The sequence below is a fragment of the Phycisphaerae bacterium genome (genome assembly GCA_041652575.1).
Classification (GTDB): domain Bacteria; phylum Planctomycetota; class Phycisphaerae; order Sedimentisphaerales; family UBA12454; genus UBA12454.
On record JBAZHC010000015.1, the window covers coordinates 55,187 to 78,709 of the forward strand.

Annotated in this window: 26 protein-coding genes and 1 rRNA gene; 10 read left to right on the plus strand and 17 right to left on the minus strand. The window is 46.5% G+C overall.

The window, feature by feature from the left end; translation table 11 throughout:
• Window positions 1–3: 3 nt before the first annotated feature.
• The 6 genes from trpA to WC496_10865 all read right to left on the minus strand — a co-directional run bounded on the left by trpA (window position 4) and on the right by WC496_10865 (window position 6,023).
• Window positions 4–801 (minus strand): tryptophan synthase subunit alpha, encoded by a 798-nt coding sequence (gene trpA / locus WC496_10840; GenBank protein ID MFA5293517.1) that lies wholly within the window; start codon window positions 799–801, stop codon window positions 4–6.
• 74 nt (window positions 802–875) lie between these two features.
• Complete coding sequence (trpB, locus tag WC496_10845) at window positions 876–2,048, minus strand: tryptophan synthase subunit beta (GenBank protein ID MFA5293518.1); 1,173 nt, start codon at window positions 2,046–2,048, stop codon at window positions 876–878.
• Between the two features lie 81 nt (window positions 2,049–2,129).
• On the minus strand, window positions 2,130–2,780 hold the full coding sequence (locus WC496_10850) for a phosphoribosylanthranilate isomerase (GenBank protein MFA5293519.1): 651 nt from the start codon (window positions 2,778–2,780) through the stop codon (window positions 2,130–2,132).
• 2 nt (window positions 2,781–2,782) lie between these two features.
• Window positions 2,783–3,805 carry an anthranilate phosphoribosyltransferase gene (trpD, locus tag WC496_10855; GenBank protein MFA5293520.1) on the minus strand — a complete coding sequence of 341 codons (1,023 nt, stop codon included), beginning with the start codon at window positions 3,803–3,805 and terminating at the stop codon, window positions 2,783–2,785.
• A complete protein-coding gene (locus tag WC496_10860; protein MFA5293521.1) occupies window positions 3,802–4,416 on the minus strand; it encodes an aminodeoxychorismate/anthranilate synthase component II in 615 nt (204 codons plus the stop codon). The genes trpD and WC496_10860 overlap by 4 nt, the downstream gene beginning before the upstream one ends.
• Before the next feature lie 2 nt (window positions 4,417–4,418).
• Complete coding sequence (locus WC496_10865) at window positions 4,419–6,023, minus strand: anthranilate synthase component 1 (GenBank protein MFA5293522.1); 1,605 nt, start codon at window positions 6,021–6,023, stop codon at window positions 4,419–4,421.
• Window positions 6,024–6,515: 492 nt separating this feature from the next.
• On the opposite strand from WC496_10865, the gene ahcY reads away from it, so the two are divergent.
• The 3 genes from ahcY (at window position 6,516) to WC496_10880 (ending at window position 10,005) form a co-directional block, all read left to right on the plus strand.
• Window positions 6,516–7,940, plus strand: a complete 1,425-nt coding sequence (ahcY, locus tag WC496_10870) for an adenosylhomocysteinase (GenBank protein MFA5293523.1) — start codon at window positions 6,516–6,518, stop codon at window positions 7,938–7,940.
• 99 nt (window positions 7,941–8,039) lie between these two features.
• On the plus strand, window positions 8,040–8,447 hold the full coding sequence (locus WC496_10875; GenBank protein ID MFA5293524.1) for an archease: 408 nt from the start codon (window positions 8,040–8,042) through the stop codon (window positions 8,445–8,447).
• Between the two features lie 127 nt (window positions 8,448–8,574).
• Complete coding sequence (locus WC496_10880) at window positions 8,575–10,005, plus strand: RtcB family protein (protein MFA5293525.1); 1,431 nt, start codon at window positions 8,575–8,577, stop codon at window positions 10,003–10,005.
• Here the strand turns inward: WC496_10880 and WC496_10885 are convergent.
• The gene (locus tag WC496_10885) at window positions 9,976–10,449 is read right to left on the minus strand and encodes a hypothetical protein (protein MFA5293526.1); all 474 of its coding nucleotides are present in this window, start codon (window positions 10,447–10,449) and stop codon (window positions 9,976–9,978) included. The genes WC496_10880 and WC496_10885 overlap by 30 nt on opposite strands.
• A gap of 141 nt (window positions 10,450–10,590) precedes the next feature.
• Here WC496_10885 and WC496_10890 point away from each other — a divergent pair, with 141 nt between their 5' ends.
• Complete coding sequence (locus WC496_10890; GenBank protein MFA5293527.1) at window positions 10,591–11,148, plus strand: RNA polymerase sigma factor; 558 nt, start codon at window positions 10,591–10,593, stop codon at window positions 11,146–11,148.
• Complete coding sequence (locus tag WC496_10895) at window positions 11,148–11,540, plus strand: hypothetical protein (GenBank protein ID MFA5293528.1); 393 nt, start codon at window positions 11,148–11,150, stop codon at window positions 11,538–11,540. Before WC496_10890 ends, WC496_10895 begins: the two co-directional genes overlap by 1 nt.
• Window positions 11,541–11,542: 2 nt before the next feature.
• Here the strand turns inward: WC496_10895 and WC496_10900 are convergent, their stop codons facing one another.
• The 10 genes from WC496_10900 to WC496_10945 form a co-directional block, all read right to left on the minus strand.
• Window positions 11,543–12,301 carry a DUF4097 family beta strand repeat-containing protein gene (locus WC496_10900; GenBank protein MFA5293529.1) on the minus strand — a complete coding sequence of 253 codons (759 nt, stop codon included), beginning with the start codon at window positions 12,299–12,301 and terminating at the stop codon, window positions 11,543–11,545.
• Between the two features lie 27 nt (window positions 12,302–12,328).
• A complete protein-coding gene (gene lysA, locus WC496_10905; protein MFA5293530.1) occupies window positions 12,329–13,606 on the minus strand; it encodes a diaminopimelate decarboxylase in 1,278 nt (425 codons plus the stop codon).
• A gap of 68 nt (window positions 13,607–13,674) precedes the next feature.
• Window positions 13,675–14,331: a hydrogenase nickel incorporation protein HypB gene (hypB, locus tag WC496_10910; GenBank protein ID MFA5293531.1), complete on the minus strand. Its 657-nt coding sequence runs from the start codon at window positions 14,329–14,331 to the stop codon at window positions 13,675–13,677.
• A gap of 37 nt (window positions 14,332–14,368) precedes the next feature.
• Window positions 14,369–14,716 (minus strand): hydrogenase maturation nickel metallochaperone HypA, encoded by a 348-nt coding sequence (locus WC496_10915; protein MFA5293532.1) that lies wholly within the window; start codon window positions 14,714–14,716, stop codon window positions 14,369–14,371.
• Window positions 14,716–15,732: a hydrogenase expression/formation protein HypE gene (gene hypE / locus WC496_10920; protein MFA5293533.1), complete on the minus strand. Its 1,017-nt coding sequence runs from the start codon at window positions 15,730–15,732 to the stop codon at window positions 14,716–14,718. The genes WC496_10915 and hypE overlap by 1 nt, the downstream gene beginning before the upstream one ends.
• Window positions 15,729–16,811 carry a hydrogenase formation protein HypD gene (hypD, locus tag WC496_10925; GenBank protein MFA5293534.1) on the minus strand — a complete coding sequence of 361 codons (1,083 nt, stop codon included), beginning with the start codon at window positions 16,809–16,811 and terminating at the stop codon, window positions 15,729–15,731. Before hypD ends, hypE begins: the two co-directional genes overlap by 4 nt.
• A gap of 3 nt (window positions 16,812–16,814) precedes the next feature.
• On the minus strand, window positions 16,815–17,996 hold the full coding sequence (locus WC496_10930) for an FprA family A-type flavoprotein (GenBank protein MFA5293535.1): 1,182 nt from the start codon (window positions 17,994–17,996) through the stop codon (window positions 16,815–16,817).
• Complete coding sequence (gene tpx, locus WC496_10935; GenBank protein ID MFA5293536.1) at window positions 17,993–18,508, minus strand: thiol peroxidase; 516 nt, start codon at window positions 18,506–18,508, stop codon at window positions 17,993–17,995. The genes WC496_10930 and tpx overlap by 4 nt, the downstream gene beginning before the upstream one ends.
• Before the next feature lie 19 nt (window positions 18,509–18,527).
• Window positions 18,528–19,100: a rubrerythrin family protein gene (locus tag WC496_10940; GenBank protein MFA5293537.1), complete on the minus strand. Its 573-nt coding sequence runs from the start codon at window positions 19,098–19,100 to the stop codon at window positions 18,528–18,530.
• A 24-nt stretch (window positions 19,101–19,124) separates the two neighbouring features.
• On the minus strand, window positions 19,125–19,574 hold the full coding sequence (locus WC496_10945) for a Fur family transcriptional regulator (protein ID MFA5293538.1): 450 nt from the start codon (window positions 19,572–19,574) through the stop codon (window positions 19,125–19,127).
• 284 nt (window positions 19,575–19,858) lie between these two features.
• Between WC496_10945 and WC496_10950 the strand changes: the two genes are divergently transcribed.
• The 5 genes from WC496_10950 to WC496_10970 all read left to right on the plus strand — a co-directional run.
• Window positions 19,859–20,437: a helix-turn-helix domain-containing protein gene (locus WC496_10950; protein MFA5293539.1), complete on the plus strand. Its 579-nt coding sequence runs from the start codon at window positions 19,859–19,861 to the stop codon at window positions 20,435–20,437.
• Window positions 20,438–20,531: 94 nt separating this feature from the next.
• Entirely contained in the window at window positions 20,532–20,975 is a 444-nt protein-coding gene (locus WC496_10955) for a DUF296 domain-containing protein (GenBank protein ID MFA5293540.1), read from the plus strand.
• A 90-nt stretch (window positions 20,976–21,065) separates the two neighbouring features.
• Window positions 21,066–21,320, plus strand: a complete 255-nt coding sequence (locus WC496_10960) for a translation elongation factor-like protein (protein ID MFA5293541.1) — start codon at window positions 21,066–21,068, stop codon at window positions 21,318–21,320.
• 252 nt (window positions 21,321–21,572) lie between these two features.
• Window positions 21,573–21,752, plus strand: coding sequence for a hypothetical protein (locus WC496_10965; protein ID MFA5293542.1), 180 nt, complete (start codon window positions 21,573–21,575; stop codon window positions 21,750–21,752).
• Window positions 21,753–22,557: 805 nt separating this feature from the next.
• A 16S ribosomal RNA gene (locus WC496_10970) occupies window positions 22,558–23,523 on the plus strand; the annotation flags it as partial.

Below are 23,523 nucleotides of genomic sequence, written 5' to 3' on the forward strand. Positions count from 1 at the left end.
GGCTCAAACTTTTTCAATCGCCTCTTTAACCTGCGCCAGAAATGTTTTTACCTTCACAGCGATAGATTTTTTATCGTTTAAGTTTTCCTCGATAATTTTTACGATTCTTGAGCCGATGATGACGCCGTCGGCGCCGGCTTTCGCCAATTCAACAGCGTGCTGCGGCGTGCTTACGCCAAACCCTACGCAAACGGGAACATCCGTAATGGATTTTAACCTGCTTATCAGAGGCTTAATCATATCCGATAAGGTATCACGTCCGCCGGTTACGCCCAAAAGCGAAACGGTGTAAATAAAGCCGGTGCATTTTTCGGCGATTTTTTTGGCGCGGTCGGTTTCAGTGTTAGGCGTTACCATAAAAACCGTATCAAGACCTGCTTTTCGGGCAGGAGCGTAAATTTCGTCGACATCGTCAATACTCAAATCGGCGATAAGGACGCTGTTTGTGCCGGCCTTTGCGAAATCGGCGAAAAACTTTTCCGTACCGTACTGGAAAATTAAATTGTAGTACATCAAAAGGCCGATTGGAATATCTTTATAGGCTTTTACCTTCGCGATAAAGTCCTTTGCTTTTTCAACTGTTATGCCGGCGCCCAGCGCACGGATGTCGGCTTTCTGGATTGTCGGGCCGTCGGCAATCGGGTCCGAAAAAGCGATACCAAGTTCAAGAATATCTGCGCCGGCGTCAATGGCGGCTTTAACGATTTGCAGACTGGTATCAAAATCCGGGTCGCCGATTACGAAAAATGGAATCAGTGCCGCACGTTTGAGTTCCGTGAAAGTTTGTTTATATGTCTTCATAAAAATCCTTTAGCCACAGAGAAAAATATGGTTTTTTATTTTAAGCCACAGAGCTCACAGAGAACACAGAGATATTATTTCAATCTGTTTCTTTCAACTATATCAACGTCTTTATCGCCGCGGCCGGAAAGATTAACGACGACAGTCGTATCGGCAGGCAATTTGCCTTTCTGGCTGTACACCCACGCCAGAGAATGCGCGCTTTCGAGTGCAGGTAAAATACCTTCGCATTTTGTAAAGATGTCGAAAATGTCGAGCACATCGTTATCCTTTACGGCGACATATCTGGCCCGGCCGGTATCTTTCAGCAGGCAATGTTCGGGGCCGACGCCGGGATAATCAAGGCCGGCGGAAATCGATTCGGTATCGAGAATCTGGCCTTCCTTATTCTGCATAAGATACATTTTCGTTCCGTGCAGAATACCGACGCTGCCTGCGGCAAGCGGGGCGGCGTGTTTTCCTGTTTCGATTCCTTTGCCCGCAGGTTCCACGCCGACAAGTTTAACATCTTTATCATCGACAAATGCGCTGAAGATTCCAATCGCGTTGCTTCCGCCGCCGACACAGGCGGTAACTATATCAGGTAATTTGCCGATTTTTTCGAGACACTGCTCGCGGGCCTCTATTCCGATGCAGGACTGGAAATATTTTACGATAGTCGGGTACGGATGTGGGCCGCAGACGGTGCCGAAAAGATAAAATGTATCAGTGACATTGGCCGTCCAGTAGCGAAGCGCTTCGTTGATAGCGTCTTTTAATGTTTCCGTTCCGCCTTTGACGGGAATGACTTCTGCGCCGCAAAGTCTCATTTTGTGAACGTTTACGCTCTGGCGCTCAACATCGACTGTGCCCATAAAAATTTTTGTCTGCATTCCGAACAGTGCGCCAATCATGGAAGTCGCAAGGCCGTGCTGGCCGGCGCCGGTTTCGGCGATAAGTTTTGTTTTGCCCATATATTTCGCAAGAAGACCCTGGCCGAGACAGTTGTTGACCTTGTGCGCTCCGCCGTGAAGCAGGTCTTCGCGTTTGATGTAAACTTTAAATCCCACAAGTTCGCTGAATCGCGTGGCGTAATACAAAGGCGTCGGCCTGCCGGCGTAATCTTTGTAAAGCACGTCAAGCTCGGCGGTGAATTTCGCGTCTTTGTAAAATTTATAGAAGGCTTTTTCCATTTCCTCCAGAGCCGGTATCAAAACTTCCGGTACGTAAAAACCGCCGAATTGTCCGAATCGTCCTTTTTGTTTCATCCTACACCTTTGCCACAGAGTTGATTTTATTTTTAGCCACAGAGCTCACAGAGAACACAGAGATATAAATTTGAATCTTTCTCATTGCGCACCTTTACCAGATACAACGTTTCCTATATTATTGAAAAGTTCAGTCATTTTTTTATGGTCCTTTTTGCCGGGCGAACTTTCGATTCCGCTGCAGACATCGATTCCGTAAAAGCCATGGCCGAGGGCCTCGATTACGTTTTCTGGTTTTATTCCGCCCGCGAGAAAGGTTCTGCCGAATATATGTCCCGTAAGTTCAGGCAGAGAGTTCCAGTCGAATCTTTCTCCTGTTCCGCCGTAAAGTACCGGATGGTAAGCGTCGAGCAGGAGTGCATCGACTGAAAAATTTTTCGCGTATTCGATATCTTTATTCGTTTGAATTCTTACGGCCTTTATAATCTGCGCGGGCATATTATTGAGCGATATGCAGAATCCCGGGCTTTCATCGCCGTGAAGCTGCACCCAGTTGAGCATTAAATCGCCGGCGATTTTGCGAATGGTGTCGGTGTCGGCGTTTACGAACAGGCCGACGATGTCAACAAAAGCAGGGAGTTTCACAATGATTTTTTCAGCTTCCTGCGGCGAGATGTATCTTGGGCTCGGAGAATGGAAATTGAAGCCGAGCATATCGGCGCCGAGCTGCACCGCCTTGATGGCATCTTCGGCATTTGTTATTCCGCATATTTTAACTTTTGATAAAGCCATAATTATTTTTTCTCGTTGGAAATTTTAACCAGTTTTTCGAGACACTGTGCCGCGGCGCCGGTATTTATGGATTCGGCGGCTTTTTCAAAACCGCTGTGCATATCATCGGCGAGGTTGGCGACCATTATCGCTGCCGCTGCATTCAGGAGCACCATATCGCGGGCAGGGCCTTTATTTTTGCCGTGCAGAATATCTTTTATAAGTCCCGCATTGTATTCCGCATTGCTGCCGACAAGCTCGGCCATCTTCGGTGATGAAATTGGAAAATCTTTCGGATTGATTTCATAAGCAATCTTTTTTTTGTCTTTTAGTTCGACAACTTTCGTAACGGACGTGATGCTTATTTCGTCAAGACCGCTGCCGTGGACAATCATCACGCGTTTGAGGCCGAGAATTTCAAAAGTCTCGGCGATTCTGTCGAGCAGAGATTCCTGGGGCACGCCCATTACCTGTCCCTGCGCACCGGCCGGGTTGGCAAGCGGGCCCAAAATGTTAAACGCTGTACGGAAATCGAGACTCTTCCTGATGGGCTGAACGAATTTCATCGCGGGATGATACATCGGGGCGAACATAAATCCGATGTGCGCGTTTTCGATGCACTCGGCGACAATATCCGGGCCGCAGTCGACTTTAACGCTCATCGCTTCGAGCACATCCGCTGAGCCGCATTTGCTTGTGATGCCGCGGTTGCCGTGCTTTGCGACATAAGCGCCCGCACCGGCGGCGACCAATGCCGATGCGGTCGAGACATTGAACGTTTTCAGCGGCGCTCCACCTGTGCCACAGGTATCTATCATATAAGGAATTTTCGTGGTTACTTTTACGGCGTGGTCTCTGAGCGACTGAGCAAGGCCGGCGAATTCGCTCGGCATCGCTTTTTTCATTCTCATCGCCGCTAAAAACGCGGCAATCTGAACCTCGGCAACTTCGCCTTTGAATATAGTATCCAGCAGGTCTTTTGCCTGTTCGTATTTCAGGTTGCCGCCTTCGAGAAGGATTTCGAGATATTGTGTAATTTTCGTCATAGTGATACTCTCCTGTTCTTTAATGCTATTGTTAAAAGGTTCTGTATAATTTTTCCGCCTGTCGGAGTAAGGATACTTTCCGGATGAAACTGCACGCCGAAAATCGGTTTTTGCTTATGCTGTACTCCCATTACGATACCTTCATACTCGGCGGTTACCGCCAGGCAGTCCGGCACCCTGACGGCGCAGAGACTATGATACCTGCCGGCCTGGAGCGGATTTTCGAGGCCTTCGAAAATTCCTTTGCCGTTATGGGTAACTCTCGAAGCCTTGCCGTGCATTACCTTCGGCGCGTGGCTGACCGTGCCGCCGAAGTATTCGACAATAGCCTGATGACCGAGGCACACTCCGAATATCGGAAGTATATCTTTAAAATAGCCTATCGCCTCAATCGTAACGCCTGCTTTTGCCGGCGTACCGGGGCCGGGAGAGATTATCAGTAAATCAGGCTCAAATTCACCGGCGATTTGTTTAAGAGTTTCCAGCGGCGTATCGGCGCGATAAACTTTCGCGACGCAGTTTCTTTTGCAGAAGTCATCGACAAGGTTATATGTAAACGAATCGAAGTTGTCGATGAACAGGACTTTCGGATTTTGGCTTGTATCATTCATTTTCATATTCCTCTCACCGCCCGCAGGCAGGAATTCGCCTTGTGGCCTGTTTCCTCAAATTCTGTTTTCGGCACGCTGTCATGGACTATACCCGCTCCTGCGCGAACATAAGCAATATGGTCCTTTACCTGCAGCGAACGTATAGTTATACAGCTATCGAACTGTCCGTCAACGGTTAAATACATTACCGCACCGCCGTAATAGCCGCGTTTGTTTTTTTCGAGCTGGCGGATGATTTTCATCGCTTCTATTTTTGGGGCGCCTGTCAGCGTTCCCATATTCATCGTCGCAAGATATGCGCTTAAGGCGTCGAGTTCGCTTGCCAGTGTTCCTTTCACATTGCTTACAAGGTGCATTACCGATTCGTATTTTTCGGCAATCAAAAGTTCGTTTACTATTCGCGAACCTTTTTGGGTCACTCTTGCGATATCGTTTCTTGCGAGGTCAACGAGCATCATATGCTCTGCAAGTTCCTTGCGGTCGAGTTTCAGTTCCGCTTCGTATCTGAAATCGGTATCTGGGTCGATTTTGCCGTTAACTTTGCCTCGCGGTTTTGTTCCGGCAATCGGGCGGATTTCGACCTGACGGTTTTTCGTTCCGCTGACGCGCAGATTAAGCTCCGGGCTTGCGCCTGTCAGAACTGTATTTGGCGTATTGATGTAAAACATATAGGGCGACGGGTTGAGCTGCCGGAGTTTTTTATAAACGTCGAGCGGCTCATCGGGGCAAGGCTCCGTAATCGTCCTGCTGAGAACAACCTGAAATATATCGCCGTCGGTGATGTGTTTCTTGGCGGTCTGAACCATCTGTTCGTATTCCGCCTGTTCGGTATCCGTGCCGGTTTGGGGCAGGGGGCCGAGGTATCTTTTGGGCATTGGCATTTCGGTTTTCAACGTCTTAAAGTAATAATCGAAGCAGTTTTCGGCATCTGCCATAATTTCATTTTTGTCGTCGCTGGTCATCACGACATTTACGACTATGTAGGCTCTGCCGGTTTTGTGGTCCATCAGGAAAATATTATCGGCAAAATAAAGTTCGTAATCCGGCACGTCGAGCAGGACATTTTTATTCGCGGGCAGTTTTTCGAACTGGTCGATGAAGTCGTAACTCAAAGCGCCGAGCATTCCACAGGTAACACGAAACGGCTGTCCTGAAAGTTCGAAAGCGAAATTAACCGCCCTGATAACGTCCATCTGATTCACCGCTTTTAATCTGGCTTGTTCGTCGATGATGTCGTGGTCGGGATTGAGACGGCCGGTAATGCGGTCTTTTTCGAATTTTATTTCTTTGCAGAAATCGAATCTGTCTCTTGCGACAGTCGCGAAATATTTTATCATTCTTTTGCCCACAGGACTCAGCGCAACAATTTGGAAATCGGCGCCTTTGCCGGCGAGATACAAGGCCGGCCTGGCCGTGCCGAAAGTCAGTTCTCCCTCGTTTTTGCCGGCAAGGTGGTCCCTGGACTCAAGAAGGCAGCAATGCTGTTTTCGGCCGTAATCGCTCAGCTTTGCGAAAAAATCAACCGGCTCGGAAACGTCAATCTCCCTTACAAGCGGGATAATCTGGCCCACTTTCGCGTTATTGATTTTCTGGTTTAATTCTGTCATATCTTTTTCTCACACACTTTAAGGTTAATAATATACATCCCGTTAGACCTATTTACAACAATGCAGGCCATACAAATTTTCCTGTTTTCACCATATTTAACACCTATTCAAATTTAAAACAGGTCTAACCGGATACAAAAAAAACGACCTGCCGCTACCGACAGGTCGTGAAATTTTATTTTATATATTTTTTAAAGGTACAGAAAGGCTCACAACCCGTCAGCTATTTGACAGGCCACCACCAACCAAAACGAACCTTAGAAAAATTATGAGCCATAGTTGTTGTAATAGTAACAATATAACGGTTTTTTGTCAAGCGAATTGTTTTGCGGTTTTTGAATGCTTGCGGAATGAACGGTTTTTGCGTATATTGTTGCTCGATTATCCGTCCTTCGCCCCGATTTTATCGGGGCTGCGAAGGACAGGTCGGAAATTGTTAAAAAGCCTTAAGATGGTTAAAATAGAGACTGTTGCATAAATTGGAGTAAAAAAATGAGTATATTGAAATACGACCCGAACCTGCCGTATAAAGTAGCTGATATATCGCTTGCCGAGTGGGGCAGAAAAGAACTGAACCTTGCCCGTAATGAAATGCCGGGGCTGATGGCCGTCCGCGCAAAATACGGCAAGGAAAAACCGCTCAAGGGTTTGAAAATCAGCGGGTCCCTGCATATGACGATTCAAACGGCAATGCTGATTGAGACGCTTGTCGAACTCGGCGCAAAGGTAAGATGGGCTTCGTGTAATATTTTCAGTACGCAGGACCATGCGGCCGCGGCGGTCGCGAAAGAAAAACTTGCGGCTGTTTTCGCATGGAAGGGCGAGTCGCTCGATGAATACTGGTGGTGCACCGAGCAGGCTCTTTTGTGGCCTGACGGCGGCGGACCTGATTTGATTGTCGATGACGGCGGAGACGCAACACTGATTATTCATCAGGGCGTAAAAATTGAAAAAGATTCTTCGCTGCTGAATGAGACCAGCGATAATCACGAAATGCAGATAATTATGAGTCGTTTAAAAGCTTCTGTCGCTGAAAATCCGCAGAGGTGGACGAAAATCGCAAAGGCAATCAAAGGTGTTTCCGAAGAAACGACAACCGGTGTCGGCAGACTTTATCAAATGCAGAATGACGGCTCTCTGCTGTTCCCGGCGATTAATGTAAACGATTCGGTTACCAAATCAAAATTCGATAATCTTTACGGCTGCCGTGAATCGCTGGCCGATGGTTTGAAAAGGGCGACAGATATTATGGTCGCGGGCAAATGCGTTATCGTCTGCGGCTACGGCGATGTCGGCAAAGGCTGCGCTCAGTCGATGCGCGGCTTCGGCGCAAGGGTAATCATTACGGAAATCGACCCGATATGCGCTTTGCAGGCGGCGATGGAAGGTTACGAAGTGAAAACGCTCGAACAGGTAGTAGAGGAAGGCGATATATTCGTAAGCGCTACAGGCTGCTGCAATGTCATCCGCGGCGAACATATGGAAAAGATGAAAAACGAAGCGATTATCTGCAACATCGGCCATTTCGACCACGAAATACAGATGAGCTATCTCGAAAAAAATCCGAAATGCAAAAAAGAGAATATCAAGCCGCAGGTTGACAAATGGACCGTTCTTTCCGGAAGGTCGATTATCATTCTCGCCGAGGGCAGGCTGGTAAATCTCGGCTGCGCGACGGGCCATCCGAGTTTTGTTATGAGCAACAGTTTTACGAACCAGACTCTTGCCCAGATAATGCTCGCCAAAGGCGGCCTTGAGAAAAAAGTTTATACGCTGCCGAAAAAACTCGATGAGGAAGTCGCAAGACTTCATCTCGGCCGGTTAAGCGCTTCCCTGACTAAACTTACGCCGGAGCAGGCAAAATATCTAAACATTCCGGCAGAAGGACCGTTCAAGCCGGAGCATTACAGATACTAAAAAGTTAAAATTCGAAATCCGAAACTATTTGGAACATTTGAAAATTAAAATTTTGAATTTGTTTCGTATTTCGGATTTCGTGCTTGGGATTTTCTTATTATGTGGGAACATTTCGCACATCAGGCTGATATCGGCATAAGAGCCACTGCCGACAGTTTAAGCAGTGCGTTCGAAGATGCCGCAATCGCTCTTACGGCAATCGTTACAAAGCCGAAAAAAGTGGAAGCCAAAGAATCTGTAAATATAGATTGCAGCGGCAAAAATGAGGAGCTTCTGTTTGTCAACTGGCTCAACGCCGTTATTTATGAAATGGTTGTGCGAAAGATGCTCTTTAGTAAATTTGATGTTTCAATTGAAAACTTAAAGCTTTCTGCGAAAATATGGGGCGAAAAGATTAATCAGGAAAAACATTCACCCGCGGTTGAGCCGAAAGCGGTAACTTATAATCAATTGAGCGTAACAGAAGAAAACGGTAAATGGCTTGCCCAATGTGTAGTTGACGTTTAGACACAGACTAACACGGACTTTTTAGACACGGATTTACACGGATTAACACTGTTTATAATTTATTTTTCTCTGTGTTCTCTGTGAGCTCTGTGGCTATTTAAATTTTAATATCTCGGTGGCAGAATTTATGGCGAAACCACAATTAAAACAGATTGGCGAATATTGCTGGCAAATCGAGCCTTTCGGCAAAATGAATGTGCCCGGCGTGATTTTCGCCGACCATAATCTGATAAACGATATCGACGAAAAAACTATGTCGCAGGTTTGCAATGTCGCCGCTCTGCCGGGAATCGTAAAAGCCTCTTTCGCTATGCCGGACGCTCACATGGGTTATGGATTTCCGATTGGAGGCGTCGCGGCGTTCGACCCTGAAGATGGCGGCGTAATCTCCGGCGGAGGTGTCGGTTTCGATATCGCATGCGGAGTAAGAACATTTCATACGGGCCTGACCGAAGAAGATATAAATAGTGTAAAAGAAAAATTGGCTGAATCTTTGTTCCGCGATATTCCGGCAGGGGTCGGCAGTACAGGCAATATCAATTTAAGCACTGCCCAGCTCGATAATATGCTCGCAGGCGGCGCGGCCTGGGCCGTTGAAAAAGGCTTCGGCACAAAAGAGGATTTGAATTTTATCGAAGAAGGCGGCTTTGTAAAAGGCGCTAACCCGTCAAAAGTTTCGTCTCAGGCTAAAAGACGTCAGCAGGAGCAAATGGGTACGCTCGGAAGCGGCAATCATTATCTCGAAATTCAAAAAGTCGCTGATACTTATGATTCACAGATTGCCGAAGGGTTCGGACTGAAAAAAGGTGATTTGCTCGTAAGTATTCACTGCGGCTCGCGCGGGCTGGGTCATCAAATCGGCACGGATTTTCTCAGGGAAATGGCTTCGCAGGCTGCGCAATACGGAATCGACCTGCCCGACAGGGAACTCGCATCGGTGCCGATAAATAGTCCCTTAGGCGCCGATTATCTCGGCGCGATGCGTTCGGGAATAAATTGCGCTCTTGCTAACAGACAGATTCTTACTGAACTTGTCAGACGTGTCTTTGCGAAAATTTTCCCAAAGGCACAATTGAATATGCTTTACGATGTAAGCCACAACACTGCGAAAATGGAAGAGCATAATGTTAACGGAAAAATGAAACAGTTATTGATTCACCGCAAGGGCGCTACGCGTTCTTTCGGGCCGGGAAGCATCGATTTGCCGCCTCGTTATAAATCGTTCGGCCAGCCTGTTTTGATTGGCGGAAGCATGGGAACTTCTTCTTATATCCTTGCCGGGACAAGCGAAAGCGAAAATCTTGCGTTCAGCTCGGCCTGTCACGGCGCCGGCAGAAGTATGAGCAGAACAGCCGCGACGAAAAAATGGCAGGGCAGCCAGATTGTTAAAGACCTTGCCCAAAGAAAGATAATTATTAAATCGAGGTCGATGCGGGGCCTCGCCGAGGAAGCCCCTGATGCGTATAAAAATGTCAGTGCAGTTGTCGAGGCGACTGCAAACGCAGGCCTCGCGAAAAAGGTAGCGAAGTTACTGCCCATTATTTGCGTCAAGGGCTGATTTCTCCGCGGATAAAGCTTTTTCAGTTTTTCGCTGGAGAATACCGCGAATCAGTCTGGTTATACCGACAGCAAGAAATACCAGAGCAACGAATAATGCGATTCCGCTGTCATCCTCTATTTTACCGTTGGTGGCCGCAAGTATGACAATTATTAAACACAGACCCATCACAGATAACCCGATTCCAGCACTAAGATTTATTATCCAGTTGGGGCCTTTCTGTTTAACAGATCTGAGTTCCGACAGCGGCGTGCCTTTTTCAATTGCCGCCAGAATCTGCTGATGCTCAAGACGTTTTTTATTCAAAACATACCAAAAAGCCATAACAATCGCTACAATTGCAACTACAAACGGCAGGGCACCGATTATAAAAGGCCAATTGCCTATTTCAACCTTATCTCCGCCGGCTTCGCTGACAGTTAAAGCTAAAATTTGAGGGAACATATTAAATTCCTTTCAAAATATCTTTTTTTATAATTATTGTTGCGATTTCGCTTATTAGTCGCAAGACTTATCATAAAGGTTTCAAAAAAAATGAAACTTTTTTGTCGTTTCCGGCGACTAATATAGTAAAGGAGTCGTTTTTTGGCAGATGAAACCGGACAAAACAAAAGGGAGGGGTTAATACACCGCCTGCAAAGCGGCGACAGCACGGCGTTTGCCGACTTTATCGCCAAATATCAGCAGCAGGTTTTTATGTGCTGCCGCCTGCTCGGACTCGATACCAATGAAACAGAAGATGTGGCAAGTGAGACATTTATGGCGGCGTATCAGGGAATTGGCAAATATAACGGCAGGGCAAAATTAAGCACCTGGCTTTGGAAAATAGCGTATAACAAGTCAATAAATTATATTCGGCAGAAAATCCGTCAGCAGAAACTGCAGGAAAAACTTCAGAAAGATTATAAAGAAGAAACCTCTGATGTGGCTTTTGACGGAAATGAAGAAATCGTATGGGATGCCGTAAAAAAACTGCCGCACGACCAGGCAATGGCGATAGTTTTATATTACAGGCAGGAAAAAAGCGTTAAAGAGATTGCAAATATTCTGAAAAAAGGTCAAAATACCGTTAAGACAAATTTATTCAGAGGCCGCGAAAAACTCAAAGAGCTTCTGGGCGATAAAATTGAAAGGCTTTACTAATGCCGGCTGAAAATAAACAAAACGAACGCAGATTCGATGACATACTGAAAAAAAATCTCAAACAGCACCGGGAGTCGATTCGCAATGATTTTGCCCGCGAGCTTCTTGCTAAAATTCAGAAAGCAGAGCAGCAAAAAGCGCTTGCGAAAGTTATTATGCAGGAAAGAGTGCTGCTGGCTGCGTGTATATTTCTGCCTATAGCGGCGATAGCGGTGATATTTGCATTTCCAAACCTGATTGTCGAATCGTCACAGCAGACGACAATCTTACATTCACTGCTTATTCAACTGGCTAAAGCTTCCATGAATCACTGGCAATTGTGTATTTATTATACCATGGCGGTAGCCGCCGTGATATACACCGTTTACGAGATGGTACTTGCGGAGCATTAGGCTTATTTTATTTTTATCGAGCCGTTATGCGTTCGCAAAAATAGTTTATCCCTGCCGTCGCCAATGGTGCCTTTTAAATCTTTTCCTATCTTGCCGTCAACCGAAACAAGCAGTTTTGTCCTGATGGAGCCGTTACGCGTTGAGGCGTCTACTGCCGCGGAAAAATCTTCAGGAGCGGCAAAGTCGATGTTTCCATTATGTGTTTCGGCGATGATTTCGCATTTGTTCGCGGATTGCTCGATGCACTTTATATTTATATTGCCGTTGTGAGTACCCATTTTTAAATCCGCAAGTGAACCCTTGTAGTCAACATTGCCGTTATGAGTTGACGCATTGGTATTGCCCGATACATCGGCAACTGTGACATTGCCGTTATGCGTTACAAGAGATAAATTCATCGCCCCGGGCAGATTGGCATCCAGGTTTATATTAAGCTGGACGTCTTTCGGCATTTTCGGTTTTTCGATTTTTACAGTTACACCGTTGCCGTCCGACAGGAGAGATATTTTCACCTCTTCGGCGATTTTTTTGGCAATCTCTTCGGTATCGGCTTTAACAATAATCGCAGCAGCCAGGTTGCAATCGGTTGTCCGGCCGCCTTTGACATTTATCCATCCGTTTTGAGTTTGAGCTGCGAAAGATTGAGCCTTGCCGGCCGGAATGGTCAAATTTACCTGTTTTGTGTATTTGACATCGGCCCCGCAGTTGAGGGCAAAAATGATTGTTAATAACATACTGACAATAAAAGTTTTCCTGTTCATATTATTGCCCTTTCGGTTATGAACTTTTTATTTTTCCGGTGCAATCATTTCTTCGTAGCTTTGCCGTTTGCGGATGACCTTGAAATTTTTTCCGTCAACAAGCACTTCCGTCGGCAGGAGACGAGCGTTGTAATTGCTTGCCATCGTAAATCCGTAAGCGCCTGCGGTGAAAATCGCGATTAAATCGCCGCGATTGGCAGGCGGAATCGCCCTGTCTTTGGCGAAAAAGTCGGTACCTTCGCAAATCGGCCCGACGATATCGACAAACTCAAGTCCTTTTATGTCGAGCTTGTCGGTTCTTTTAAGATGAGTAAATTTTTCTTCCACTTTTGTCGGCCAGATAAAATGAAAGGCCTCGTAAAGGCACGGCCTGATTAAATCGTTCATACCCGCATCGACAATCACGAATTTTTTGCTGCCGCTCTGTTTGAGATACAAAACTTTCGTAAGCAGAATTCCGGCGTTGGCAATAATACTTTTGCCGGGTTCGAGTACCAGTTTGAGATTTTTACCTTTCAGCAATGGCACAACTCCATCGGCATAATCGGCGGCTGTCGGCACCGTGTCGCTCTGATAATCGGCGCCATATCCGCCGCCCAAATCTATCATTTCGATTTCGAAGCCTTTGCCCCGCAGGGAGTCAATGAGCGGCAGAACTTTTTTTATCGCCTCGCAGTAGGGGTCGATTGTTTTTCCGCCGGAGCCGAGATGAACGTGAATTGCGCACATATTTACATAATCGTTTTTGCCGTATTGAGCGAAAACTTTTTCCGCACGCTCGATATCTACGCCGAATTTGGTTTCTTTCGTTCCGGTAGTGATATGTTTGTGCGTTTTAGGGTCGACGTCCGGATTGACTCTTAACGCCGCCTTTGTTTTTATGCCGGTTTCTTTCGCAAGTTTTATAAGATTTTCAAGTTCGGCTTCGGATTCGATATTAAAATATCCGATTCCAGCTTTCAGTGCAGCGACGATTTCCTCGTCGGTTTTGCCGACTCCCGCGTAAACGATTTTTTTCATATCGGCCCCGGCCTGCTGCGCACGGTAAAGTTCTCCGCCGCTTACGATATCGAAGCCGCTGCCGGCACCGGCGAGGATTTTAAGAATATTTATATTTCCGCAGGCTTTGATTGAATAGCAAACCGTTGTGTCGAGTTTGGCGAAGGCCTTTTTGATTTTTTCAAAATGGTCGAGTATCGTCGCCTTGCTGTAAACATAAACCGGCGTCCCGACAGCCTGGGCTATTTTCTCAACGTCAATATCTTCCGCGAATAACCTGCCGCTTTTGTAACCGAAATAATCCATATTTTTTCCTTTTATAGCCACCAGGACACAAAGGCACAAAAATAATTTTTATTTTAACTCATTTATCCTTAGTGTCTTAGTGCCTTCGTGGCTTTTTGGAGCCATTTGAACCATTTGTCCATACCGTCAGTTGTTTTAGCCGATATTTCGAAAATTTTCAAATCTTTATTTAATTTTCGTCCGTCCCGTTTGGCCTTTTTAATATCGAAATCAAGGTGTTTGGCAAGGTCTGTTTTGTTTATCAGCAAAATATCGGCCTGCGCAAAGGAGTTGGGATATTTCCTGCATTTGTCATCGCCCTCGGCAATGGACAGAACAACGGCCCGTATCGTTTCGCCCAAATCGAAATCCGACGGACAAACTAAATTGCCGACGTTTTCTATTATCACAACATCGAGATTATCTGTATCGAGCTTATGCAGTGCTTTTGTAACCTGTTCGGCCGACAGATGACAGGCGCCCCTTGTTTCGATTTGAACAGCCTGCACGCCGGTGGCAAGAATTCTTTTGGCGTCGAGTTTTGTGTAAAGGTCTCCTTCGATTATAGCGAGATTGATTTTCTTTTTCAGGGCCTTTGCTGTTTTTTCGAGGATTGTCGTCTTGCCGCTTCCGGGCGACGAAATCATATTTATACAGAGGATATTATTCTTTTCGAAAAATTTCCGGTTTGCCGCGGCGAAATCTTCGTTCTTCGCCAGAATTTTTTTCTTTACCTTAATCTTCATATTTTAAAGTCCGTGTCAGTCAGTGTTTCAGTTTGTGTTAGTCCGTGTTTTCAAACTCTATTTCTTCCAGTAATAACGGTGCGTCGTCGCCGAGAGAAAAATCGCTTTTGCCGCATTTGGGACACTGCGGCTCGTACAAATCGAAATTAAATTTCTTATGACAGCTTTTACAAACGGCTTTAAGCGGAATATGTTTTATCTTAAGTTTCGCTCCCTTGCATATCGTGCCCTCTGCCGCCGAGTCGAACGCAAATTCCATCGCCTCATCGTTAAGAGCATTCATCTGTCCGCAGCTTATCACGGCACGGACAACTTTGCCGCTTCTTTTTTTAACCTGCGCGAGAATCGACTCGACAATATTTTCCGCTACAAACACCTCGTGCATCAGCAAATCCTCGGCAATTCTCTGCCGTAAGGCATCTGCACAATGCGTCTGCCTTTTATCATTGTTACAAGCTCGACCAGCGGCTCATCGCTTTTGACGATTTCACCTATCACAGCGGCGTTTTTGCCGTTCTCGCAGCTTTTGCAGATTTCAAGGCATTTTTCGGCATTCTTTTCGGAAACGACTATTACGACTTTTCCTTCGTTCGCGATATTGAGAATATCGAAGCCGAGCATATCCGCCGCCGCTCTTACCGTCGGATTGACAGGTATATTTTCTTCATATATGTCAATGCCGTAATCAGCCTGGCTGACGATTTCGTTCAGGGTCGCTGCCAGCCCGCCGCGCGTCGGGTCCCGCATAAATTTTATTTCGCCGCCGAGAGCTTCGATTGCCTTCGCGCAGATTTGCGCGACAGAGCCGCAGTCGCTTTTCATTTCTGTCTCGAATTTCATCCCTTCTCTTTGCGACATAATCGTCATACCGTGGTCGCCGATTGTGCCGCTTACGATAATTTTATCTCCCGCGGAAATTTTTTCGAATCCAACATCGGCTCTGGGCAGTTTAAATCCCACGCCTGATGTATTTATAAAAATCTTATCGGCACATCCCGCTTCGACGACTTTCGTATCGCCGCAGACGATTGAAATATTTTCCTCTTTGGCGGCTTTCGCTGCGCTGGCGAGAATTTTTTTCAGAACGCTTATCTCAAGCCCCTCTTCGATTATCAGTGACAGGCTCAATGCGGCCGGTTTCGCTCCGCTGACGGCAAGGTCGTTTATCGTTCCGCAGACCGCAAGTTTGCCGATATCGCCGCCGCTGAAGAATAAGGGTTTTACTACGTAGCCGTCAGTTGTAAAACAGATATTATCTTTGCCGGCAGGTATTTCCGCCGCGTCTGTAAGTTTGTTGAGAGTCCGGTTATCGAACGCGGGAAGAATTACGCTGTGAATAAGTTCATCGGTTAGTCTTCCGCCTCCTCCGTGTGCGAGTAGAATTTTATCGCTCGCTGTCATTGAGTGCGCCTTTTTCTCCGGGCGTATTTGTACCACGCCGCGCACGCTCCTTCGCTGCTGACCATACAAGGCCCGACAGGCGTATCAGGCATACAGCTTTTTGCGAACAGCTTGCAGTCCGGCGGGTCTATCAGACCGCAAAGCACCTCGCCGCATTGGCAGCCGGTAAGGTCTTTTTCGTGTACGAACAATTCGCCGAGCTGTTTTTCAGCATCGAAGTCGCTGAATTGCTCTTTTAGTTTCAGAGTGCTTTTGGGTATTTTCCCAAGTCCCCGCCAGCAGCCGTCAACGGCATCGAATGTTTCATCTATTATTCTTTGCGCCGTCTTATTGCCCTGCGGTGTTACAGCGGCAGGATAAACCGAGTCCACCGCAGGCGTACCCTCGGCAAGCTGCCTGCAGATTTCCGAGATTGCCTCGATTATCTGCATCGGCTCGAATCCGGCCACTACGCACGGTTTTTTGAAATTCTCTACGACAGGCTTATACGCATCCGAACCAATTATAACACTTACATGGCCGGGACACATAAACGCATCGATTTTATTATTCTTGTCCGAAAGCAGCGCCGTCATAGCCGGCACTACGAGTTTATGATTGCTGAAGATGAAAATATTTTTGATATTCTGCTGAACTGCTTCCCTGACGACCACTGCCGTCGCCGGTGCCGTCGTTTCAAAACCTATCGCGACAAACACGATTTTTTTGCCTGGATTTTGTTTTGCCAGGCTCAGCGCGTCTTCGGCGCTTAATACTATTTTTATATTGCCCCTGTCGGTTTTTTTCTCGAGCGAACCTTTCCTGCCGGGCACACGAATCATATCGCCGTAGGTCGCGATTAAGCAGTCGTCCCTTTCGGCAAGCGAAAGCACGGCGTCGATATATCCCTGGTCGGTGATACATACCGGACAGCCCGGCCCGCTCAAAAGTTTCATCCCTTCCGGAAACGCTTCCCGAAGGCCCGCACGAAAAACGCTGACTGTATGCGTTCCGCAAACTTCCATTATATTTATTTTTCTGCCAAGCGCATCCTGTGCCCTTGCGATTTGTTTGTAAGCCCTGTTAATTCTATCAAGCATCTTTTACTTTGTCTTATATTCTTTATGTTTATTCGCTATCTTTTCCGCCAGTTCGTCAAGTTTCTTAAAATCTTCTTCTTTCGGCTCGCCTTTTGCCAGTACAGGTTCGAGTATTTCAGCTTTACTGTTTGGCAATAATCCTTTTAACTGTTCGACCATTCTGCCGCCCCATCCGAACGAGCCGATTACTGCAAGGTATTTCGTTTTCGGCCGAAGCGCGTTTACAAGAAACGCCGCATACGCGGCTGCCGGATGAGCGCCCGTCAAAAACGTCGGCGAGGCGATTACTATACCTGCCGCATCGACCGATTCAATCGCCAGCTTGCCGATATCTCCGCCGACAAGATTGAACTGCTCAACGCCGATGCCTTTCGCCATAAGTACGCCGACAAGATGTTCGACCATCTTTCTCGTACTTCCATGCATCGACACATACGCGACGATTGCTTTATTTTCGACATCGTTATCGTCTATCCATTTTTTATAGGCGTCGATGATGAAATTCGGCTCATTATACACCTGCCCGTGGCTCGGGGCGATAAAATGTATATCCAGATTTTTTATTTTTTCAAGATTTTTCCCGACCGGCCCCCTGAAAGGCATCATTATCTCGGCATAATACCGTTTTGCCGACTCGTAGATTTTCGCTTTGTCGGTAACAAACAACTCGCTGCCGCAGAAATGCGAGCCGAAGAAATCGCACGAAAACAGGATTTTATCCTCCGCCAGGTACGTCGACATAGTTTCAGGCCAATGCACCCACGGCGTAAGAATAAATTTCAGGGTCTTGTTTCCCAGCGAAATTTCCTGACCGTCGGCGACGACGATAAATTTGTCTTCGCTGATTCCCATCAGGTCGATGAGCATATTTTTGCACTTTTCGTTGGTAACGACTTTTGCTTCGGGGAAAAGTTCGAGTACATCGGGTATGCTGCCGCTGTGGTCCTGCTCAGCGTGATTTGCGACAAGATAATCGATTTTGGTTATCCCCGCCTCGGCGAGATTTGTGATAAGAGTATCTGTTTTTGCAGGATCGACCGTGTCGATGAGAACGGTTTTCTCGCTGCCTTTAATAATATAAGAGTTGTAAGTCGTACCGTCCGGCAGCGGAATTATTTCATCGAACAGCCTTCTGTCCCAGTCAATTGCTCCGACTTCGAATACATCTTTAGTGATTCGTCTCATTTTTTAAGTTCTTTCACTGCATTTAGGGCTTCGTCATATTTGGGTTCCTGTGCTATTTCCGGCACAATCTCGGAATAACGAATTATGCCTTTGCTGTCAACAACGAAAACCGCTCTTGCCAGCAGTCTAAGGTCTTTTATCAGCACCCCGTAAGCCTGTCCGAACGATGCCGACCTGTGGTCGCTCAGGACCTGCACATTTTTCGCGTCCGCTGTGCCGCACCATCTTTTTTGCGCGAACGGCAAATCCATACTTATCGCAAGTACAGCAACATCGCTTCCCAGACCTGCCGCTTCCTTATTGAATCTGCGGGTCATTATATCGCAGACGCCCGTATCGAGCGAAGGAACGGAAGTTATAACGCAGATTTTTCCCGCCAGCGATGAAAACTTTACGGCCGAAACACTTTGATCGACAACTTCGAAATCCGGTGCCTTGCCGCCGACCTTTACTTCATCGCCCAGGAGCACAATCGGATTACCCTTCATTGTAACAATGCCTTTTCTTTCCATATTACACCTCAGTTCTTTATTAGAAGTTTGCCGCTTCGATTTCCGCGTAAGCCATCGGATGAGCACAGGCCGGGCATTTATCCAGTGCCGATGTTCCTTCGTGAACATATCCGCAGTTTCTGCAAACCCAGCGTACCGTTTTTTCACGTTTGAATACCCTGTCCTTTTCGATATTGGCCGCAAATGCCAAATATCTGTCACGATGTCTTTTCTCCGCTACCGCGATGCTTTTGAAAACAACTGCTATTTCAGTAAAGCCTTCCTTGTCGGCAGTTTTTGCAAAGTCAGGATACATCGTTGTTGTTTCGTAATTTTCACCTTCCGCGGCGGCCTTGAGATTATCGACTGTCTTTCCGATTACTCCTGCCGGAAAGGCGGCAGCTATTTCCACTTCTCCGCCTTCGAGAAACTTGAACAGTCTCTTGGCGTGTTCCTTTTCCTGCTCGGCTGTTTCAGTAAAGACGGCAGAGATTTGTTCGTAGCCTTCTTTTTTTGCCGCCGATGCCCAGTAAGTATATCTGTTGCGGGCCTGTGATTCGCCTGAAAATGCCGTTAAAAGATTTTTTTCTGTTTGTGAGCCTTTAAGATTCATAGTATTACCTCCGTTAAAAAATGGTTATTTATTTTTGTTTTCTTTTTCCAGACACGCCTGGCACAACCCCTCGACATAAACGGTTGTTCTTAAAATCTTGAATCCGTGCCCCAGGTTTTCAGGTATTCTGACATTCTCAATATTGTCGTAGTGAAAGTCAAAAATTTTCCTGCAATTTATACATTTAAAATGTTGATGACTGTCGAGATTGCCGTCGAATCGTTTCACATCCCCGCTGCCTTCGACCACAAACGCCGCCCCGATTTCGCTTAGCGTGTTCAATGTCCTGTTTACCGTATCAAGCGAAACGTTGGGCAATACCTGCTTTACCCTTTTATAAACCGCTTCCGCCGATGGATGGTCGCTGCAGGATTTCAAAGCCTTATAAACCTCAACCCGCTGGGGAGTTACCTTTAACTGCTTTTGACGACAGATGTTATAGAGTACTTCGATTTTATTCTCTACATTTGTCAATTTTTTAATTGTCCCACCAATTCACCTAATTCTTTATTACATAATTATTTATAAACAATGAACAAAATAGTAGTTAATACTATATAGTAAGTAGTACTATTTGTCAACAGGCTTTTTTGAAGGTATTTGACAATTTTCGACCAATCGGTCAATGAAATTTTATAGGACTATGTCGAATATAAGTTTTTTTTGTATCGTTTTATACGGGGAAAAACAAGTCCCTGGTTAAATCAGGCCCCTTTTAAGTCGAAAGAGCTTATAGCATTAAGGCGCAAAGAGCGTTTATGAATAATAAAAGAAAAGACATATTGACAACAGGCCAGGTCGCCCAGATTTGCAAGGTCGCTCCGCGCACCGTTACCAAATGGTTCGACACCGGCCAGTTGAAGGGCTATCGAATCCCCGGCGGCAGGGACAGACGGATTCCCGCAGTCGAACTTATGCGTTTTATGAAGACGCACAATATGCCGACCGACCAGCTCGAATACGACAAAGTAAGAATCATGATTATCGACAGCGACTGGCAGGCGGCCGATGTGCTGGCGCAGACCTTACGCAAAAATCCTTCCTTAAGTATCGAAACTGCCGGTAGCGGTTTCGACGCAGGCCTTATCGCTCAGAAATTCGAGCCGCATGTAATCTTAATCAACCTGATGGCCTCCGATATCGACGCCGACCATATATGCAAAAATGTCAGAAGTAATCCTGACCTTGGGGCTACGAAACTTGTTGCACTCGCCGAGGGACTAAAAACAAACGAAGCTGGGGCTATTCTAAGCAAAGGTTACGACTTCTGCGTAACAGATACTTCCGACTCTGCCGGGATTATAAAGGTCATCAATCAGGCTACATCTATTATTTAAAAACTAATTCCATTTTTCGCATTCACTTTTTTCTTTATCCGCACTGTGTTTTCCTGTAATCTATAATAACTTAAATATTTTGCAGGAGGCCGTTATGGAATACACAGTCGGCAAAACAGGGCGGGTTATCGCCGCAAGGCTTTTCGAAGGCGAGAATCTTTACGAATCCATCGAATCAATCGCCGAGAAAGAAAATATCAAATCCGCTGCGGTTTTGATTACAGGCGGAATCAGAAAGGCTGATGTGGTCGTCGGCCCGAAAACTGAAACACCGAAAATTGAAGCAAATTTCGTCAGCTTCGACGGTCCGGGCGAAACTTTCGGCGTTGGAACTCTTTACTGTGACGATACCGAAAAACCGAAACTGCATCTGCACGCAGGTATGGGCAGGGACGATAACCACATCATCGGCTGTCCCCGCGGCGGGGCGAGTGTCTTTTTGATACTCGAGGTTACTATTATCGAAATTACAGGCATTGTCGCTCAACGTGAACTCGACCCTTCAACGGGCTTTAAACTGCTCAGGGTTAGAGGGTAGAACTTAAGCCGGCATTTTACTTCTTGCGTGGAAAATTTGCCGGTATTAGAATAATGCTGTTTTGGGATTTTATCTCGAAAGGAGCCGAAAATGACTGAGGAGTTTATTGGAAAAGTTTCCGACTTTTTTGCGCATCCTGTAGTTGCGGCCATTGAACTGACCGGTTCATTAAAAATGGGCGATAAAATCAAAATCAAGGGCCACACGACAGACCTTGAACTGACGGTCAGCCAAATGCAGATTGAACATGCAGATGTCACCGTCGCCAAGGCAGGCGATTCAATCGGAGTAAAAATTCCCGACCGCGCCCACAAAGGCGACAACGTTTACAAAATCATCGAATAGCAGGGCGATTTACGATTGGCTAAAGCAGATTGCCAAATCTTATTTGCCACGGGGGCGTTCCCGAGCCATTCGCCGCCGTAATAGGCCTGTTTTAGTCAAAAAACGACTTATAAGATATTGTTTGACAATATCCGGTAATGTGGTACAATTAGCATAATACAAAAGATTTACAAATCTTTAGGCCGCAGAGAAAGACTCAGCAAACCTTCCTTTACAGCTTTTGTTTTAGTGATTTGCCCAAAAGGAATAACGATGACAAAAATGTTAAAAACCTCGCCCGTGGACAGAAAATGCGCATTTCCGGGCTGCACACATACGTTGAGTATATACAATCATGAACCTTACTGCCACGTACATCGCGACCAGATACCGCGCGACCAGAGACATAGACTCCTGAGCGACTCCGGCGTTCAGGCCGAAACCATGGCCTAAGTCGCGCCGAAGGAATCAGCGTTTAGAATTAACGTAACCCTTTAATGTTTCCTTACTTCTTTGTGCCTTTGCTGAAGCGAAGCGTTGGAGCGCAGCGGAAGCCCCCGAATCTTCAGGAATTTTATTCCTTGAAAATAAAATTCAGAGGGGGTGTCTTAGTGGCTAAAAATAAATCCGCGTAACTTGTGGCATAGCTATCCGCGGTTTTAAAATAAATACCTCTGTGTTCTCTGTGGCTAAAATCTCTGTGGCTAACCAAAATTTAGTCTCGCAAATTCTCCATATAACTCTTTTGCTGCCTGCAATGTAGTATAGCAACAAACGGTTATAACCCCTTTATTCGCCTCCGGCAGAAGCAGCCATTTTGCTTTAAAGCCTGTCCTTGATGGAGTAATTCGTACCGATAACCTATAACTAATAACTAATAATCTTGTATAACTATTTACTGTGCAATAAGTTACAAAAACATTAAAATTATTCCAAAATTATGTTTGACGCCTGATTACAAACGCATTACTATAGTGGACTCTACAGCGGACGAGACGTCTTCAATGGATGACTCGCCCGTTTTATTTTCGTGCCTTTTGCCGCGTATAGCGAAGAAGGGCGCTCTTTCAAAAGTTAAAACAGTTGTACCACACACAGCAGCGGAAGTGCAGCGCTATTGTTTGCTACGCAGCGGCAATAGATGCTTATAAATTTGGTGTTTGGCCCGAAAGGGCCGAATTTCAACACTTTCGATGCGTAACGATTGTTGTTGAGCTTTTTTGAACAGTTCCTGTCGAAAGACAGAAATTGATAGATCAACTTGAAGAGTTTGATCCTGGCTCAGAACGAACGCTGGCGGCGTGGCTAAGACATGCAAGTCGAACGGACAGGTCAATTGAGCAATCGAGAGACCTGTTAGTGGCGAAAGGGTGAGGAACGGACGGGTAACGTACCCTGTGCACCGGAATAGCGTCATTAACCGCAAGGTTAATTTCCGAAAGGGGCGGTAATTCTGGATAATGTAATTTGTCGCATGACATATTTCCAAAGGATTTATCGGCACAGGAGCGACCTATCTCCTATCAGCTAGTTGGTGAGGTAACGGCCCACCAAGGCTATGACGGGTACCGGGACTGAGAGGTTGGCCCGGCACATCAGGACTGAGACACTGCCTGGACCTCCACGGAGGGCTGCAGTAACGAATATTGGGCAATGGGCGCAAGCCTGACCCAGCGACGCCGCGTGTAGGATGAAGTCCTTCGGGATGTAAACTACTGTCAGGGGTATGAAAGTCTATCGCAAGATAGATTGATCTAACCCAAAGGAAGTCACGGCTAACTCTGTGCCAGCAGCCGCGGTAATACAGAGGTGGCAAGCGTTGTTCGGAATTACTGGGCTTAAAGCGTGTGTAGGCGGAACAGTAAGTGTCTTGTGAAATCCCTCGTCTTAACCGAGGAATGGCTCGGCAAACTACTGTTCTTGAGACAGACATGGGTGCGTGGAACTCTTGGTGGAGCGGTGAAATGCGTAGATATCAAGAGGAACGCCTGTGGTGAAGACGGCGCACTGGGTCTGTACTGACGCTGAGACACGAAAGCGTGGGGAGCGAACGGGATTAGATACCCCGGTAGTCCACGCTGTAAACGATGCCTACTTGGTGTTGGAAATTCTGACATTTTCAAGACCGAAGCAAAAGTGTTAAGTAGGCCGCCTGGGGAGTACGGTCGCAAGGCTAAAACTCAAAGGAATTGACGGGGGCTCACACAAGCGGTGGAGCATGTGG